This window comes from Turicibacter sp. KK003 (genome assembly GCF_037014675.1).
In the GTDB taxonomy this organism is placed as follows: Bacteria; Bacillota_I; Bacilli_A; order MOL361; family Turicibacteraceae; genus Turicibacter; species Turicibacter faecis.
The window spans coordinates 917,810-933,858 of record NZ_CP142738.1; the positions used below are offsets into that span (position 1 = coordinate 917,810).

Sequence of the window (16,049 nt, forward strand, 5' to 3'; positions counted from 1 at the left end):
TGTTCCATTTAATTTAAGGGTGAACAATAGATGATGAATTTAGTAGAAATGGTGGTGATTGGATGGAGTTTAAGTCCATTTTTAGTTTAGATATTGAGGATTGGCAAACGTGGTTAGTCAATCAAAAGCAACCTAAATTTCGTGCCAAGCAAATTTTTGATTGGCTCTATAAAAAAAGAGTACAGTCCATTGATGAAATGAATAACTTACCGAAGGACTTAAGAGAGTTACTAAGTAAGACATTTGATTTTACAACTCTTTCAGAACGTAAAAAGCAGGTAGCAAGTGACGGAACAACAAAGTTTCTTTTTGAGTTGTCGGATGGAAACTTGATTGAGACGGTCTTAATGCGCCATCATTACGGCTATTCAGTGTGTGTGACTACGCAAGTAGGGTGTCGCATTGGATGTAAGTTTTGTGCATCAACGTTAAGCGGTTTAAAAAGAAATTTAGAAGCTGGTGAGATTGTTGCCCAAGTTTTACGTGTTCAACAGTACCTCGACCAATCAGAGGGACGTGTTAGCCATATCGTCGTGATGGGAATTGGTGAACCATTTGAAAATTATGAGAACTTGACGCGATTTATTGAAATTATAAACGCGGAGCAAGGATTAAATATTGGGGCGCGTCATATTACCGTTTCGACAAGCGGGATCGTTCCTAAAATTTATGATTTTGCTAAACACCATCCGCAGGTTTCATTTGCGATTTCGCTTCATGCCCCAACGGATGAGATGCGTTCTCAGCTCATGCCAATTAACCGTGCGTATCCGTTGGCAAAGTTAATGGAAGCGGCTAAATTTTATGTTAATGAAACCAATCGTCGAATTACCTTTGAGTATGGGTTAATAAAAAATGTAAATGATACGGTGGAGTGTGCGCAAAAGTTAGCCGATTTATTAAGAGGAATGAATTGTCATGTGAATTTAATTCCGGTCAATTATGTTCCAGAACGTGGATTTGACCGGACACCAGTTGAGCATATTGAACAATTTGAAAAGACATTGAAAAAGCGAGGAATTAATGCGACAGTACGCCGTGAATTAGGAAGTGATATCGACGCGGCGTGTGGCCAATTAAGAGCTAAAGAGGGGGCCTTGTAAAATGTTTGATCAGGTGTGTTATAAGACGGATGTCGGAAAAGTCCGACCACACAATGAAGATGCTGTTAAAGGATATAAAAACCAACATTGTTCGATGATGGTGATTGCTGATGGGATGGGGGGCCATGCTGCGGGCGAGGTAGCAAGTGGTATGGTCATTAATACGATTAGTAATCACTTTGACGAAGAATTAAAGTTTGAGGATCCTGAAGAATTAAGGAAATGGTTAAAGCAACTATTAAATCAAATTAATCAAGAAATTTTGACGTATATTGCCGATCACCAACTTTCACATGGGATGGGAACGACAGCAATTGTAACAGTGATGACGAAATCCTTTATTGCATTAGCGCATATTGGAGATAGTCGAGCGTATCTTTTATCACATCAACGACTAAGACAGATTACAAAAGATCATACGTTTGTCCGCAAATTAGTGGATGAAGGAAAACTATCGGAACAAGAAGCTAAAAATCATCCGCATCGTAATATTATTATGAATGCTTTAGGGGTAAATAAGGATGTCAAGTTTGATTATCTTGTTCTTGAACATTATAATTTAGACGCCATTTTACTTTGTACAGATGGCTTGACCTCAATGGTGGATGATGATGAGATTTTTGGGATTTTAAGTCAAGATAAATCAACAGAAGAAAAAGTTAATTTAATGATTGAAATGGCGAATTTAAAGGGCGGAAAAGATAATATATCGATTGCCTTATGTGAACGTCTTGAAGGGAGTGAAGCTTTATGATAATCGGAACAACGATTAATTCACGCTATGACATTAAAATGTTAATTGGCGATGGGGGGATGGCTAATGTTTATTTAGCGTACGATCGTACGTTAAAAAGACACGTAGCAATTAAAATGTTGCGTTATGAATTGTCAAAAGATGAGGGGTTTATTAAACGGTTTAAACGCGAATCGGCTCAGGTGATTAATTTAGATCATCCGAATATTGTTCATGTTTATACCGTGGGTGATTATAAACAACAACCGTTTATTGTCATGGAGTATGTTAATGGTAAAACATTAAAAGACTATTTGCGTGAGCATGGGGCACTGGATCCACAAACTGCGATTCATGTCATGACCCAGTTGGCGGAAGGGGTCCTATACGCTCACCAAAATAAGATTATTCATCGTGATTTAAAATCACAAAATATTATGATTACAGAGGATCAGGTTGTAAAAATTACTGACTTTGGAATTGCACTCTCAAGTAACGAGGCCGATATTACTCAAACGAATACCATTATGGGATCAGTGCATTATTTAGCACCAGAATTAGCCCGTGGTAATTTAGCTACAGAGCGCTCAGATATTTATGCGTTAGGGATCATTTTATATGAGTTACTGACGGGCGATGTTCCTTTTAAAGGAGAGGGAGCCGTTAATATCGCGTTACAGCATTTAGAAGCAGAGATGCCATCTATTAAATTAGTGAACGATCAATTGCCAAATAGTCTAGATAATATTATTAGCCGTTGTACATCAAAACAACCGAGTGAACGTTATCGTAGTGTAGATGAATTGCTTGTCAGTTTACGTTCAGCACTGCAAATGGATCGTGTTGATGAACCTCTACTCACTGATTTACAAGAGGAAGATCTTGAAAAAACGATGGTGATGACGGACCTTAAAAAGGAGGTATCGGAAAAAATGGCGAAGCAGCCAACAGAAAAAACTAAAAGGCGACGAAAAACCAATACCGGAAAGAAGTTTGGTTTCTTAAATTCAGCCATTTTAGTTTCATTTTCTATTTTCTTAGCCGGTGCAATGTTACTTTACTTTATTATTATTTACCATCCAGCGCATAGTAAAGTTGCAGAGGTTTATATCCCAGATGTTACCCAAAAGACGTTAAAAGAAGCAGAACAAGAATTGAAAAAACTGAATCTGAAATATGGAAAAGTGATTTATATTGAAGACGAGGAATATGAAGACGGGGATATTTTTAAAACTTCACCAGCCGTAGGAACACGTGTGAAGGTTAAATCGAATGTAACCCTTTATGTGGCAAAAGAGCCTGAAAAGGAAAAGAAGAAAACAAATAAGAAAGAATAGACAACAAAGAAAAATGATGAAATCGTTTCATCATTTAGAAGGTGATAGTTTGAAAAAAGGAATTATTTTAAAGGCATTAAGCGGGTTTTATTACGTTGAAGATTTACAGACGAAAGAACTGATTCAATGTCGAAGTCGTGGATTATTTCGAAAAAAGAAAATTACTCCGCTTGTTGGTGATTCTGTTCACTTTACTGTAGAGCCCGATGGGAATGGGTATGTCATGGAGATTTTAAACCGTAAAAATGAGTTGGTTCGTCCACCCATTGCAAATGTTGATTTGGCATTAGTCGTTTTTTCGGTAAAAGAACCTGACTTTAGTCCTAAACTCTTGGATCGCTTTTTAGCTGTTATTGAAGCGAATCAAATCGAACCTATTATCGTTTTGACCAAAATGGACTTGTTAACGTCTGAGGAGCAATCTTTAATTGCGCCAATCATTCAGTATTATCGAGAAATTGGTTATCAAGTCATTGAAACTTCCTCGAAACAACAGTTTGGGTTAGATGGGATTAAGGATCTGATTCGCAATCAGATTGTCGTCATCTGTGGTCAATCAGGAGTTGGGAAGTCATCGTTATTAAATTCAATGGATCAAACACTAAATATTCAGGTGAATGAAATTTCGAAAGCGTTAGGACGTGGAAAACATACGACAAGGCATGTCGAACTTCATAAATTAAGTGATGGATTAATTGCAGATACGCCGGGATTTAGTTCGTTAGACTTAGACCAATTAGAACCTAATGATTTATCGGAGTGTTTTGTTGAATTTTACCAACGATCACAAGATTGTAAGTTCAGAGGATGCTTACACGTCAATGAGCCGCGTTGCGCGGTAAAGGAAGCGGTTGAGGTAGGAGAGATATTGCCAACAAGATACGAAAATTATCTACAATTCTTGACAGAAATTAAAAGCCGTAAACCGAAGTATTAAGGAATAAAGGAGTCGAACCGATGTTAAAACTTGCACCTTCAATTTTAGCTGCTGATTTTTCAAAATTAGCGGAGGAAGTCCAATGTGTGGAACAGCTTGGAGCTGATTATATTCATATTGACGTAATGGATGGTCACTTTGTACCGAATATTACATTAGGACCGGGTCTAATTAAATGCTTACGTCCTCATACGTCATTACCTTTTGACGTTCATTTAATGATTGAAAATCCTGATTTATTTATTCAAGATTTCAAAGAAGCTGGGGCGGATATTATTACGGTACATGTGGAGGCATGTCGCCATTTACATCGTACTTTACAATTAATCAAACAAAATGGAATGGCATGCGGTGTCGTCTTAAACCCTCACACGCCACTTGAGATGATTAAACACGTCTTACATGAGGTGGATTGGGTGTTAATTATGTCTGTTAATCCAGGCTTTGGGGGGCAAACATTTATTCCTGAGGCATTAAATAAAATTGCGATTTTAAATGAATGGCGCAAAAAGTTAGAGTTATCTTTCTTAATTGAAGTTGATGGTGGGGTAAATGAACAGACAGCTCGCTTATGTGAGGAAGCTGGGGCCGATGTTGTTGTCGCGGGTTCAGCGGTATTTAATGCCCCAAATCGACGCGTTGCCATCGAACAGATTAAAGGTTAATGGCCCATGAAAGTCGCCGTTGTCTGTGGTTCTCATGAATTATATTTAGATGAAAAGGCATTAGCAGGCCAGTTTATTATAGGGGTGGATCGTGGAGCCTTTCATCTGCTTAAACGGGGTATTTCACCGGATTTAGCAATCGGAGATTTTGATTCCGTGACACCCGAAGAATATGATGCAGTTTCTCAAGCTACAAGGGAGCTTATTCATCTTCCTTGCGAAAAGGATGAAACAGACACTGAGGCTGCATTAAATCTAGCTTTGCAGCGAGGAGCGTCGGAAGTGACTCTTTATGGAGCGCTAGGAGGACGCATTGATCATACATTAGCCAATATTCGATTATTACTTCAGTTTGTCAAGAAGGGGCTTTACGTTCAACTTGTTGGTGAGAAAAATAGGTTGACGGTTCTTTCTAAGGGAGAGCATCACTTAGAGGCAACTGCTTTTAAATACCTTTCCTTTTTTGCATTAGAATCAACAGTGACTCATCTTACGTTAAAAAACGTTAAATACCCACTCGTAAACTATACATTAGCGCAGGATGATATTCGATGTATTAGTAATGAAACACTTGGAGCAGACTATCAAGTAAAATTTGAATCGGGTTATTTATTAATGATTTCGAGTTGTGATTAACTTTTAGTCATATCTCTATTTTTCCCCTCATATAGTGTACAGTAATTAACATCTTTGATTAGGGGAGCGGATAAAGATGAGATTCTATACAATCAAACTACCAAAATGGATCAGTGTTATTATTCAAAGTATTATGAATGTGTTCAAGAAACACTAAAAATAGTTGTCGAATTAATCGACAACTATTTTTTTATTTTACATAATTTTTAAATGTTTTTTTGAATACAATATAGGGAGATGAAGGGGAGAGAGGGGGATGAGCCTTGAACTATTTAGCGGTACTAGAAAAGATAGAATCCGGCCAATTAAATGTTCCACAAGCAATTAAGGAGATAGAACGAGGCACTAAATTAAAGAAGCAAAGCGCCTGTAAAATTAAATTGTTAGTGACTCATCGAGGGAAAAAAATTTTATTACCCGCTGTTTCTTTGAAATTTGTTACCCCTTTTTTAAAACTATGTGCCCCTTTTATTACTTTTGAACAAGGGGAATCAACAAATCCGTTAACAAAGGAGGAGAAGTCACAAATTCTAAGACACTTAAAAGAAATTGTTGAGTTAATGGCAGACTATCCGCCAATTGAAGTTTTTCGGTTACAATCGGAAGAAATCCAAGTCCGTATCATCACACAATAAGGGGGGCCTTATGAAGAGTGAGGAATTAATTAAAATTTTAAAAATGGTCGAGCGTCGGATCATTACGGCCGAGCAGGCCCAACAATTGATTAAAACAATTGAACAAAGTTATGAGAGCATAAATGGACAAACGTATCGATATTTAAATATTAATATCAATCAATTCGAGGAAACAGAAAGTTTGATGACCTTTCGAATTCCTGTTTCATTAGCGAGTTCGGTTTTAAAAATTGAGGTGGTTAAACAGGAGCTTTTAAAATATGCTGATATTGACTATGATCAATTACTTCTATTTATCGAAAAAAAAGCGCTGGGCGATTTTGTGAATATTTTAACCCAAACGGAAAAAACAAGAATTTGGATAGAATAAGATGGTTAATAACATAAAAAAGGCTATCTCATAAGAGATAACCTTTTTTATGTTATTAATAAACGCGTTCTACTTTTCCTGATTTTAATGCGCGAGCAGAAACGTATACTTTTTTAGGTTTACCGTTAACTAAGATTTTAACTTTTTGAACGTTAGACTTCCAAGTACGTTTTGAAGCGTTCATAGCGTGTGAACGAGCATTACCAGTTTTAGTACGACGTCCAGTTACTGTACAAACACGAGCCATTAGTAAAAACCTCCTTACTTCACATTCATATCTGAGACTCCTATAAATTTATCATACTTTTTGTTGATTAGCAAGTTTTTTTGAAATAATTGCGGATAATAGTCATGTTAAAGTGGTTTTACCTGGCTTTCAGGGCATTTTATATTTGTCAATGTGTATAATATATAGTAAAATTGAAGTTAAGAATAAAGCGCTGAGGGAGGTTTGTCGCAGATGACAGTCCAAATTAAAAATGAATATGGTCGAATTGATATTTCAAGAGAGGCTCTTTCAACAGTCATTGGGAATGCAACAACGGAATGTTATGGTGTTGTGGGGATGGCTTCAAAAAATTTAGTTAAAGATGGATTAGCCGTTGTTTTAGGAAAGGAAAACTATAGTAAAGGTGTTACACTTCGCGCAGATGAAAATAATAAATTAATTGTAGATTTATATGTTATTGTTGGAATCGGAATTAAAGTATCAGAAGTATGTTTTGAAATTCAGAAGAAGGTAGAATATGTGATCGAAAAAACTTTCGGTGAACACGTTAAAGAAGTTAATGTGTTTGTACAAGGAGTTAAAGGTTTAGATCGCTAGGAGGAGTATTGAACATGTCGTTACAACAGATTAATGGAATCGTATTTAAACAAATGGTAATTAACGGGGCTAATAACTTAGCGAATCATTCTAAATATGTTGACCAACTTAACGTGTTCCCTGTTCCAGATGGTGATACGGGAACGAATATGAGCATGACGATGACGGCAGGGGCTAAAGAATTACTTGCCTTAAATGAAGCCTCAGTCGGAAAGGTTGCTAAAGTATTATCTCGTGGATTATTAATGGGTGCACGTGGAAATTCAGGAGTTATTTTATCGCAGTTATTTAGAGGGTTTGCGACAGGACTTGAGGGGAAGGACGAAGCAAATATTGAAGAAGTTGCGATGGCATTAGAAAGTGGTGTGAAAACGGCATATAAGGCAGTTATGAAGCCTATTGAAGGAACAATCTTAACGGTTGCACGCGAATCTGCAGAGGCAGCAGTTGCTAATTATGAAACAGTTGAAACAATGGAGGCTCTTTATCAGATAGTGGTTGATGAAATGCAAGCGTCGTTAAATCGTACACCAGAATTACTTCCGGTTTTAAAGGAAGTTGGTGTTGTTGATAGTGGTGGGCAAGGATTACTTTATATTATTGAAGGTTTCTTAAAAGCATTAAAAGGAGAAACAATCGCATTAGAAGAACAGACAACCACACAAGAGGTTGCTCAAACGGCTTTATCAAGTGAGGAAGTCGAGTTTGGATATTGTACAGAATTCATCATTCGTTTAGAGGAAGGACGTCGACCATTTAAAGAAGATGTTTTCCGTGGACGATTAGAAAAGTTAGGGAATTCAATTGTCGTGGTGCAAGATGAAGATATCGTTAAAGTGCATGTCCATACCTTAACACCAGGGGATGCGTTGAATTTAGCACAAAAACACGGTGAATTCGTGAAATTAAAAATTGAAAATATGACGGAGCAACATAATGAGATCATTGGTCAAAACGCTCCGGTTGCAAAAGCAGAGAAAGCTGAGTATGGAATTATTTCAGTTGTTGCTGGTGAAGGTGTTAAACAGTTATTTGAAGAACAAGGGTGCCATTACGTGATTGAAGGTGGACAAACGATGAATCCTTCAACAGAAGATTTCTTAACGGCAATTAAAGAGTTGAATGCGAAGAACATTATCATTTTACCGAATAACAGTAATATCATTATGGCGGCAAATCAAGCTAAAGATGTAACAGAAGATGCAAATGTTGTTGTTGTGCCTTCAAAAACGATTCCTCAAGGATATACGGCATTAATGATGTTTAATGAAAATGCACCGATTGAAGATAATGAGGAAGAGATGACAGCGGCAATTAAAGAAGTTAAATCTGGACAAGTCACATACGCGGTTCGCGATACACAAATGAACGGTGTTGACATTAAACAAAATGACTTTATCGGAATTTTAGACAAAGATATTGTGATTTCTGTTCCAGAACGTTTTGAAAGTGCCTGCGCTTTAGCCGATAAAATGATTGATGAAGACAGCGAAATTGTTACAATTCTTTATGGTGAAGGTGTCGATGAAGATGAAGCTGATGAATTAGCAGAATACATTGAGAATAAATATGACGATGTGGAAGTAACAATCTTTAACGGACAACAACCTGTTTATTCATATATTATTTCAGTTGAATAATTAAAAAAGGTGAGAATGAATATTCTCATCTTTTTTTGTTTTTATAAGTAGTATGAAGAGTTATGATGGGAAGAATGGGGAATGTATGCATAAGTGAATGCTTCGCAGCTAAGGGAGAGTCTTTTTAGTTAGAGTTAAAGGAGGTTATTCTTATGATGGAGAGGCTAACGCTTCAATGGTGTCATCATTGAAAACAAGAAAAGCTATAAAAGAGATAAAATTTTGTCGGAGGTAGAGCGAATGAAGAAAATTGTGATAAAATAAGATTTAAAGAACGTTTGTTCAATAAATTTGTTCACCGAGGATAGAAAGGGTGTGATGAGATGTCACTAGCTACGGTTCCAGTTGGAAAAGTTAAAGGGGTAGGGCCGTCTCTTCTTGAAAAACTACAGCATTTAAAAATCGAAAGCGTCAAGGATTTATTAGAGTATTTTCCTTACCGCTATGATAGCTTTGAGTTGATCGATATTCACCGTGCCATGCATGAAGAGAAAATTACCGTTTTAGGTAAGGTTGTGACGGCGTGTCAGGTGCAGTATTACGGAAAGATGAAGTCGCGATTAAGCTTTAATGTGTTAGTCAACCAAGAAATCGTGAAGGTAGTCATCTTTAATCGAACGTTTTTAAAAAATCAACTAAAACTCGATACACTTGTCACAGTGACAGGGAAATGGGATCTCGGACGGAAAGTGATTACGGCGACGGATATAAAACTAGGAACCGTAGATGGTAAAAAAATTGAACCCATCTACTCCTTAAAAGAAATCCCCGTTAAAACATTTAAAAAAATTTTAAAAGAGGCGTATGATACCTATGGGGCGTCATTGAATGATGACTTACCTCATGAAATCCGAATGCGATATCGACTCATATCGGCGGAGGAGGCGGTTTTATTCTCTCACTTTCCTCAAAATAAAGAACAGGTTCGTCAGGCTAAACGTCGGATTAAATATGAGGAATTACTTAAATTTCAACTTAAATTACAATATTTACGTTATCAGACAAAAATCGAACGCCAAGGAGCTGAGAAAGTTTTTGATGAAACGCGGGTCGAAACCTTTATAAAAAACCTTCCGTTTACACTCACGGATGCTCAACAAAAGGTACTACAAGAAATTAAAGAGGACTTAAAGCTTGGGAGTCGAATGAATCGTCTACTGCAAGGGGACGTTGGATCCGGAAAGACAGTCGTTGCTGCAATTAGCCTACTAATGGTGATGCTCTCAGGATACCAAACGGCATTAATGGTTCCAACTGAAATTTTAGGCCAACAACACTTTAAATCCCTCGTTGACTTATTTAAACCTTATGAAGAATTCCAAATTGAATTTTTAAGCAGTTCCGTAAAAGGAAAACGTCGCCGTGAAATTTTAGCCAAGTTGGCCTCGGGAGACATCGACCTCATTGTCGGAACCCATGCGATTATCCAACAAGACGTTGTTTTTCATAATCTTGGGCTTGTCATTACGGATGAACAACACCGCTTTGGGGTGAATCAACGAAAGATGCTTCGTGAAAAAGGAGACGTTGTTGATGTTTTAATGATGACAGCAACCCCGATTCCAAGGACGTTGGCGATTTCAGCATTTGGAGACATGGATGTATCCATCATTAACCAGATGCCACAAGGCCGAAAACCCGTCGAGACCTTTCTCATCGATAGCGCTAAACTCGATCGCGCCTTAGACTTTATTCAAAAAACCATTTTAGACCACGGCCAACAAGCCTACGTCATTACCCCACTGATTGAAGAATCAGAAGCGCTTGATGTACAAAATGCGGTTGAGGTTCATCAGTTGTGGCAACACCATTTTGCTGGTAAGGCAAAAGTTGGATTAATGCATGGACGACTCTCACAAGCTGAAAAAGATGCGGTCATGGAAGACTTCGTCGCAAATCGTTCGCAAATTTTAGTTTCAACGACCGTTATTGAAGTCGGAGTAAATGTGCCAAATGCGAACTTGATGCTCATTTACGATGCGCATCGATTTGGACTTTCACAACTCCACCAATTAAGAGGTCGCGTCGGTCGTGGAAGTGAGCAGGCGTATTGTTTATTGATGAGTGATATTAAAAATGAACAGAGTTTAGAGCGTCTTAAAATTATGACGGCAACAACAGACGGATTTGAGATTGCAGAGGCTGATTTGAAACTCAGAGGACCGGGAGACTTTTTTGGTGAGAAACAATCAGGGGCACCGGTATTTAAAATGGCTGACTTAGTCGAAGACTATAACATACTAGAAGTAGCGATGCAGGATGCTTATGCATTAGTGAGCTCGGATGAATTTTTATATAATAACGAATTTTTGGGGTTACGTGATTATATTCAAGAGACCGTGGCCAATGAAATGCATCAATTTGACTAAAAAGGGATTCTTTTTAGGAAGAAATAGCTTATAATTATAAGGAAAAATAAAGAGATAGGTGGATAGGTACATGATAAAAATCGGATTAGATGCGATGGGTGGCGATTTTGCACCTGAGCAAACAGTGTTAGGCGCATATCAAGCCGTTAAAAAGTTTGATGATATTGAAGTCTATTTATATGGAATTGAATCGAAGTCTATTTATATGGAATTGAATCGGAAATTCTTAAATTTATGAAGGAGCCTCATGATCGAATTCAAATCGTTCATTGTGAAGAGGTGATTCCAATGGATATTAAAGACCCAGCAATGGCTATCCGCAAATTTAAAGACTCATCGATGGTGCGTGCATGTAAGGATGCAAAAACGGGGGCGATTGATGCAGTTGTTTCGGCTGGAGCAACTGGGGCTTTAATTGCAGCGGGAACCTTAGTGGTGAAGCGTTTAAAAGAAGTGGAGCGTCCGGCATTAGCACCGGTAATGCCAACGATTAAAAAGAACAAATATACGATTTTATGTGACGCTGGAGCAACGAGCGATGCGAAACCACAATACTTATATCAAAATGCTAAAATTGCCTCTATTTATGCACGTGAGGTGATGCATATTCAAAATCCAACGGTTGCCCTATTGAATATTGGAACAGAGGATGGAAAGGGAACAGATTTACAAAAAGAAGCATTTGCCCTTATTTCGGCGGACCCATCGATTAATTTTGTTGGAAACATGGAAGGGAAAACGATGATTGCAGGAGAGGTCGATATTATTGTGGCGGATGGTTATTCAGGAAATATCGCGCTAAAATCGGTTGAGGGAACTTCAAAATCGTTATTATCGTTAATTAAAGAAGAGTTTTTATCAACGACGCGTGGAAAAATTGGAGCGTTGTTATTAAAACCGGCAATTTCTCGTATTAAAAAACGCATGGATGCATCTGAAGTTGGAGGCGGAATTTTACTAGGGGTATCGGCTCCAGTGATTAAAGCACACGGATCATCGGATGCTACGGCGTTAATGAATGCCATTCGTCAGGCACGTGAAACGGTATCAAAAGACGTCGTGCGTAAAATTAGCGAGGCGTTAAAATCAAATTAATCAATTTCTTCGACGAAAATAGATTCTATTTTCGTCGAATTTTGTGATGTTGATTTGAATGGCTTGAGAAATAACAGGAAAAAGGTTATAATTACTTCACATTGAATGGAGGTGAGATTGTATGGCGTATTTAGATCAATTAACGGAGTTTTTAAATGAAAATAAGATACCTTTTAAACAACTTGATCGTTATTGTCAAGCCTTTACGCATTCATCATATGTGAACGAACATCGTCGTTATAAGATTGAAGATAATGAACGCTTAGAATATTTAGGTGATGCGGTCTTAGAACTAACGGTATCTAATTATTTATTTAATTTGAAACCTGCGTTATCTGAAGGGGAAATGACGAAGATCAGGGCCCAATTAGTCTGTGAGCCGTCTTTAGAATCTTACGCACGTAAACTTAATATTGGACAATTAATGTTACTCGGTCGTGGGGAAGAGAACTCAGGAGGTCGTGAACGTCCAACGGTGTTAGCCGATGCTTTTGAGGCCTTCTTAGGCGCTATCTACTTAGACCTAGGAATGGATGTTGTCTATCCATTTGTGCATGAGATTATTCATGAGGCGTATCAAAAAGGAACTGTGATGCATGTTTTTGATTATAAGAGTACATTGCAGGAACTTGTTCAAGCTGATTCTAAAAAAGCGATTGAGTATCGTATCGTATCAGAAAGCGGACCGGCGCATAACCGTTTATTTGAAGCGGCAGTTTTATTAGATGAAATTACGCTAGGTCGTGGAATGGGTAAAACCAAAAAAGAAGCAGAGCAACAGGCTGCTAAAGGTGCGATTGAAATTTTAGCAAAAACATGTGAAAAAAAATAATGGGAAGAGGCAGAACTTAGGAAAAAAGAGTTTTGCCTTTTTCTTTGGAGGAGTGAATGGTTGATGGCGTATTTTGTTGTGACGGGCGCTTCCTCAGGTATTGGGGAGGCAATGTGTGAAGTACTCGCCCGTGAAGGGCATTCATTAATATTAGTAGCCAGACGTCAATCTTTATTGGAAACGTTAAAAGAAAGACTGGAGAAATATGCAGGATGCCAGGTTGTGGTGATGCCAATGGATCTTTCGAACCCCGATGAGGTTTGTCGATTGTATGAGGCGTGTTTAGCCTACGACGTCATTGGTTTAGTCAATAATGCGGGGTATGGGTTATACGGAGAGTTTTTAGAATTAGATATTTCAGATGAATTTAATATGATTGATTTGAATATTAAGAGCGTTCATTATTTGAGCAAGCTGTTTTTAAGACGATTTGTCGCACAGGATCGCGGCTATTTGTTAAACGTGGCGTCAACCGCGGCTTTTCAGTCTGGCCCATTGATGGCGTCGTATTATGCGAGTAAGGGGTACGTGTTGCAGCTGACGGAGGCGATTACGAAGGAGTTAGAGGCGAAAGGGTCATCGGTTGTTGTAAGTGCCCTCTGCCCAGGCCCTGTTGACACAGGGTTTCAGCAGCGGGCAAAGATCAAGGTAGCAAAATCTGCAATGAAGGTGCCGACTGCACATGAGGTGGCGAAGTATGCCTATTACGAATGGATGAAGGGGAAGACTCTGATTATTCCTGGGTATTCAAATCGTGTGTTATTATTTTTGAATCGATTGATTCCAAGGAAGTTAGGGTGTCAGATCGTTTATCAAACGCAGCTGAAGAAAAAATAAGTGAAGATTCAAAGTCCCTCGATCAATTCGAGGGCTTTTAAAAAGGTAAACCCTCAACCGAAGATTTTAAAAAAATAGGGATTATGGGTTGACCAAAGGAAAAAAAAGCGATATAATCATAAATGTAAGGAAATTAGTAATGTAATTAGCGCTTGTAGCTCAATTGGATAGAGCATCTGACTTCGGATCAGAGGGTTGTGGGTTCGACTCCTGCCAGGCGCGCCACTTTGATTAAAATCCTAGTATAAGGAATAACATAAGAAGAAGTCTTTTAACATTAAGTTGAAAGACTTCTTTTGTTTTATAGGGGGAGAAGATGAGATGAGACACGAGGAGTTATGGAAGATTTACCGATCGTTGAATCAAGAGGTGAGCGATACTTATCAGGCATGGGCATTTGCGGTGAATCCGGATGAGTTGGCTAAGTTAGTGATGAATGGGACAAAATGCGCCACCACCTCTTTATTTGTTTGGTATGAGAGAGGGGAAGCAAAACTACCGCAAGTTGCTGATTATAACATTATTTTAAACGGACGAGATGAGGCTGTTTGTATCGTGGAGACGATGAAGGTAAGCATCGTTCCGTTTAATGAAGTCACTGAGGAGCATGCGTTTAAAGAGGGGGAAGGTGATCGACGCCTAGAGACGTGGCGAACGACTCACCGCGATTTTTTTTCTAAGGAACTTTTAGAGATGGGATTTCACTTTCATGATGAGATGCTTGTTGTCTGTGAAGAGTTTCAAGTTGTTTATAAACCATAAAAAAATTCACCTCGCCTTGAGGTGAATTTTTTATCAGTGAAAGATATTTTAGCGTGGGAATCAGGGAAGATTCCCATTGTAGATGTTAGATATCCCGTATCTACCTTTTCATTATGGAAGATTTGAAGAGAATTATTCAGGAATTAGCCTTTTTATGATGGAAACTTTTATAGGAGGCTATTACATAATAGGTAACAGTCGGCTAAAAGCTAAGTAAAGATTCGTTCTTGCTCTTTTGAATATTAGCTTTAGTATGAAGGATGTGAAAAAAATTTTTGTTTAAGAAAAGATGCGAATAGGAATGGCGAAAAAGTATAGTCTATAAAAAGAAGAATGGGTTTTATTTTGAAATAAGCGAGGTGTAAAAATGAAAAGATGGTTGTGTTGTTCAATGATGGTTGCGTTATTATTTTTTACGGCATGTAGTCGCTCGGATGAGAAAGAAGAAAAGAAGGAAGAGCCTGTTGTAACATCGGAAGAGTTTCAACAAATTTATACGAATACGAAGGACTATAAGGGACGCCGAGTTGAGTTTTATGGTAAGGTTTTTACAGAACCATCCCGTGATAAGAATGGGACTTACTTGCAAGTGTTTATTCTTGATGGGGGAAATGATGGAAATACGCTCGTAAGTATCGATGATCCAAACTTGGAGGTAAGTATTGACGATATTGTTCGAGTCACAGGTGTGATTGGCGATGAAGTTGAAGGAGAAAATCTTTTAGGAGTAACGATGACGATGCCGGGTGTAGCAGCAACACAGGTGGAGAAAGTCGATTATGCAACGGCCTTTGCTCCGTCTATGAAGACCGTCGAACTTAATCAAGAATTGAATCAGAATGGATATAAAATGACGCTTGAACGCGTAGAATTTGCGAAAAGTGAAACACGCGCATATTTAAAAATAGAAAATGAATCTTCAACGAATATTCAGTTCTATCCATACAATTCGATGGTGCAACAAGGAAATAAACAGTACGATTACGAAGAAAACTGGGAAGCTCAATATGAACAAATCAGTGATGATATCCTACCTGGAGTTGTTTCTGAAGGGGTTGTGACATTTCCGGCGATTGATTTAAATGGCGGTGACGTTCGATTTGTATTTGAAGGATTATCAGATGATTATAACGTGGAATTTGAAACCTTTATTTTTGAGTGTCCGCTTCAACCGTAAGATGAAAAACAGGCTACTTTTTAGAGTGAGCCTGTTTTTTTGAGGTTAAAAAGGTGCAGAGAACACTGGAATCTTAAATTTTTATTACTTTTGTG

The 16,049-nt window shown here is 38.1% G+C and carries 18 protein-coding genes and 1 tRNA gene; 18 read left to right on the top strand and 1 reads right to left on the bottom strand.

Annotated features, from left to right (window positions below; genetic code table 11):
* Positions 1-62 precede the first annotated feature (62 nt).
* The 8 genes from rlmN to VXM77_RS04670 all read left to right on the top strand — a co-directional run bounded on the left by rlmN (position 63) and on the right by VXM77_RS04670 (position 6,416).
* Positions 63-1,103 (top strand): 23S rRNA (adenine(2503)-C(2))-methyltransferase RlmN, encoded by a 1,041-nt coding sequence (gene rlmN / locus VXM77_RS04635; protein ID WP_161830867.1) that lies wholly within the window; start codon positions 63-65, stop codon positions 1,101-1,103.
* A 1-nt stretch (position 1,104) separates the two neighbouring features.
* Positions 1,105-1,857 (top strand): Stp1/IreP family PP2C-type Ser/Thr phosphatase, encoded by a 753-nt coding sequence (locus VXM77_RS04640; protein ID WP_161830868.1) that lies wholly within the window; start codon positions 1,105-1,107, stop codon positions 1,855-1,857.
* Entirely contained in the window at positions 1,854-3,173 is a 1,320-nt protein-coding gene (gene pknB / locus VXM77_RS04645) for a Stk1 family PASTA domain-containing Ser/Thr kinase (RefSeq protein WP_161830869.1), read from the top strand. Before VXM77_RS04640 ends, pknB begins: the two co-directional genes overlap by 4 nt.
* Positions 3,174-3,222: 49 nt before the next feature.
* Entirely contained in the window at positions 3,223-4,110 is an 888-nt protein-coding gene (gene rsgA / locus VXM77_RS04650; protein ID WP_161830870.1) for a ribosome small subunit-dependent GTPase A, read from the top strand.
* A gap of 20 nt (positions 4,111-4,130) precedes the next feature.
* On the top strand, positions 4,131-4,775 hold the full coding sequence (gene rpe / locus VXM77_RS04655; protein ID WP_161830871.1) for a ribulose-phosphate 3-epimerase: 645 nt from the start codon (positions 4,131-4,133) through the stop codon (positions 4,773-4,775).
* Positions 4,776-4,781: 6 nt separating this feature from the next.
* Complete coding sequence (locus tag VXM77_RS04660) at positions 4,782-5,411, top strand: thiamine diphosphokinase (RefSeq protein WP_161830872.1); 630 nt, start codon at positions 4,782-4,784, stop codon at positions 5,409-5,411.
* 263 nt (positions 5,412-5,674) lie between these two features.
* The gene (locus VXM77_RS04665; protein WP_161830873.1) at positions 5,675-6,046 is read left to right on the top strand and encodes a hypothetical protein; all 372 of its coding nucleotides are present in this window, start codon (positions 5,675-5,677) and stop codon (positions 6,044-6,046) included.
* 10 nt (positions 6,047-6,056) lie between these two features.
* On the top strand, positions 6,057-6,416 hold the full coding sequence (locus VXM77_RS04670; RefSeq protein ID WP_161830874.1) for a hypothetical protein: 360 nt from the start codon (positions 6,057-6,059) through the stop codon (positions 6,414-6,416).
* Between the two features lie 55 nt (positions 6,417-6,471).
* On the opposite strand, the gene rpmB is transcribed toward VXM77_RS04670, so the two are convergent.
* Positions 6,472-6,663 (bottom strand): 50S ribosomal protein L28, encoded by a 192-nt coding sequence (gene rpmB / locus VXM77_RS04675; RefSeq protein WP_055245030.1) that lies wholly within the window; start codon positions 6,661-6,663, stop codon positions 6,472-6,474.
* A gap of 213 nt (positions 6,664-6,876) precedes the next feature.
* Between rpmB and VXM77_RS04680 the strand changes: the two genes are divergently transcribed.
* From VXM77_RS04680 to VXM77_RS04725, 10 genes are all read left to right on the top strand, one after another.
* Complete coding sequence (locus tag VXM77_RS04680) at positions 6,877-7,242, top strand: Asp23/Gls24 family envelope stress response protein (protein WP_161830875.1); 366 nt, start codon at positions 6,877-6,879, stop codon at positions 7,240-7,242.
* A 14-nt stretch (positions 7,243-7,256) separates the two neighbouring features.
* Positions 7,257-8,882, top strand: a complete 1,626-nt coding sequence (locus VXM77_RS04685; RefSeq protein ID WP_338507249.1) for a DAK2 domain-containing protein — start codon at positions 7,257-7,259, stop codon at positions 8,880-8,882.
* A gap of 323 nt (positions 8,883-9,205) precedes the next feature.
* A complete protein-coding gene (gene recG / locus VXM77_RS04690) occupies positions 9,206-11,251 on the top strand; it encodes an ATP-dependent DNA helicase RecG (protein WP_338507250.1) in 2,046 nt (681 codons plus the stop codon).
* Between the two features lie 70 nt (positions 11,252-11,321).
* Complete coding sequence (locus tag VXM77_RS04695; protein ID WP_338507251.1) at positions 11,322-11,489, top strand: hypothetical protein; 168 nt, start codon at positions 11,322-11,324, stop codon at positions 11,487-11,489.
* Positions 11,486-12,346, top strand: a complete 861-nt coding sequence (gene plsX, locus VXM77_RS04700) for a phosphate acyltransferase PlsX (RefSeq protein ID WP_338507252.1) — start codon at positions 11,486-11,488, stop codon at positions 12,344-12,346. Before VXM77_RS04695 ends, plsX begins: the two co-directional genes overlap by 4 nt.
* 121 nt (positions 12,347-12,467) lie before the next feature.
* A complete protein-coding gene (gene rnc, locus VXM77_RS04705; protein WP_262953496.1) occupies positions 12,468-13,178 on the top strand; it encodes a ribonuclease III in 711 nt (236 codons plus the stop codon).
* A gap of 63 nt (positions 13,179-13,241) precedes the next feature.
* Complete coding sequence (locus tag VXM77_RS04710; protein ID WP_338507253.1) at positions 13,242-14,015, top strand: SDR family oxidoreductase; 774 nt, start codon at positions 13,242-13,244, stop codon at positions 14,013-14,015.
* A gap of 148 nt (positions 14,016-14,163) precedes the next feature.
* Positions 14,164-14,240 (top strand) — tRNA-Arg (locus VXM77_RS04715).
* Positions 14,241-14,336: 96 nt separating this feature from the next.
* Complete coding sequence (locus VXM77_RS04720; RefSeq protein ID WP_338507254.1) at positions 14,337-14,777, top strand: ASCH domain-containing protein; 441 nt, start codon at positions 14,337-14,339, stop codon at positions 14,775-14,777.
* A 367-nt stretch (positions 14,778-15,144) separates the two neighbouring features.
* Positions 15,145-15,954 carry a hypothetical protein gene (locus tag VXM77_RS04725; RefSeq protein ID WP_338507255.1) on the top strand — a complete coding sequence of 270 codons (810 nt, stop codon included), beginning with the start codon at positions 15,145-15,147 and terminating at the stop codon, positions 15,952-15,954.
* Positions 15,955-16,049 lie beyond the last annotated feature (95 nt).

What these genes read in the sequence shown, in the direction of transcription:
- VXM77_RS04680 (WP_161830875.1), top strand. Translation starts at nt 6,877, where the DNA reads ATGACAGTCCAAATTAAAAATGAATATGGTCGAATTGATATTTCAAGA.
- rlmN (WP_161830867.1), top strand. Translation starts at nt 63, where the DNA reads ATGGAGTTTAAGTCCATTTTTAGTTTAGATATTGAGGATTGGCAAACG.
- VXM77_RS04725 (WP_338507255.1), top strand. Translation starts at nt 15,145, where the DNA reads ATGAAAAGATGGTTGTGTTGTTCAATGATGGTTGCGTTATTATTTTTT.
- rpmB (WP_055245030.1), bottom strand. Translation starts at nt 6,663, where the DNA reads ATGGCTCGTGTTTGTACAGTAACTGGACGTCGTACTAAAACTGGTAAT.
- rpe (WP_161830871.1), top strand. Translation starts at nt 4,131, where the DNA reads ATGTTAAAACTTGCACCTTCAATTTTAGCTGCTGATTTTTCAAAATTA.
- VXM77_RS04640 (WP_161830868.1), top strand. Translation starts at nt 1,105, where the DNA reads ATGTTTGATCAGGTGTGTTATAAGACGGATGTCGGAAAAGTCCGACCA.
- VXM77_RS04670 (WP_161830874.1), top strand. Translation starts at nt 6,057, where the DNA reads ATGAAGAGTGAGGAATTAATTAAAATTTTAAAAATGGTCGAGCGTCGG.
- pknB (WP_161830869.1), top strand. Translation starts at nt 1,854, where the DNA reads ATGATAATCGGAACAACGATTAATTCACGCTATGACATTAAAATGTTA.
- plsX (WP_338507252.1), top strand. Translation starts at nt 11,486, where the DNA reads ATGAAGGAGCCTCATGATCGAATTCAAATCGTTCATTGTGAAGAGGTG.
- VXM77_RS04660 (WP_161830872.1), top strand. Translation starts at nt 4,782, where the DNA reads ATGAAAGTCGCCGTTGTCTGTGGTTCTCATGAATTATATTTAGATGAA.
- rnc (WP_262953496.1), top strand. Translation starts at nt 12,468, where the DNA reads ATGGCGTATTTAGATCAATTAACGGAGTTTTTAAATGAAAATAAGATA.
- VXM77_RS04720 (WP_338507254.1), top strand. Translation starts at nt 14,337, where the DNA reads ATGAGACACGAGGAGTTATGGAAGATTTACCGATCGTTGAATCAAGAG.
- VXM77_RS04695 (WP_338507251.1), top strand. Translation starts at nt 11,322, where the DNA reads ATGATAAAAATCGGATTAGATGCGATGGGTGGCGATTTTGCACCTGAG.
- recG (WP_338507250.1), top strand. Translation starts at nt 9,206, where the DNA reads ATGTCACTAGCTACGGTTCCAGTTGGAAAAGTTAAAGGGGTAGGGCCG.
- VXM77_RS04710 (WP_338507253.1), top strand. Translation starts at nt 13,242, where the DNA reads ATGGCGTATTTTGTTGTGACGGGCGCTTCCTCAGGTATTGGGGAGGCA.
- VXM77_RS04685 (WP_338507249.1), top strand. Translation starts at nt 7,257, where the DNA reads ATGTCGTTACAACAGATTAATGGAATCGTATTTAAACAAATGGTAATT.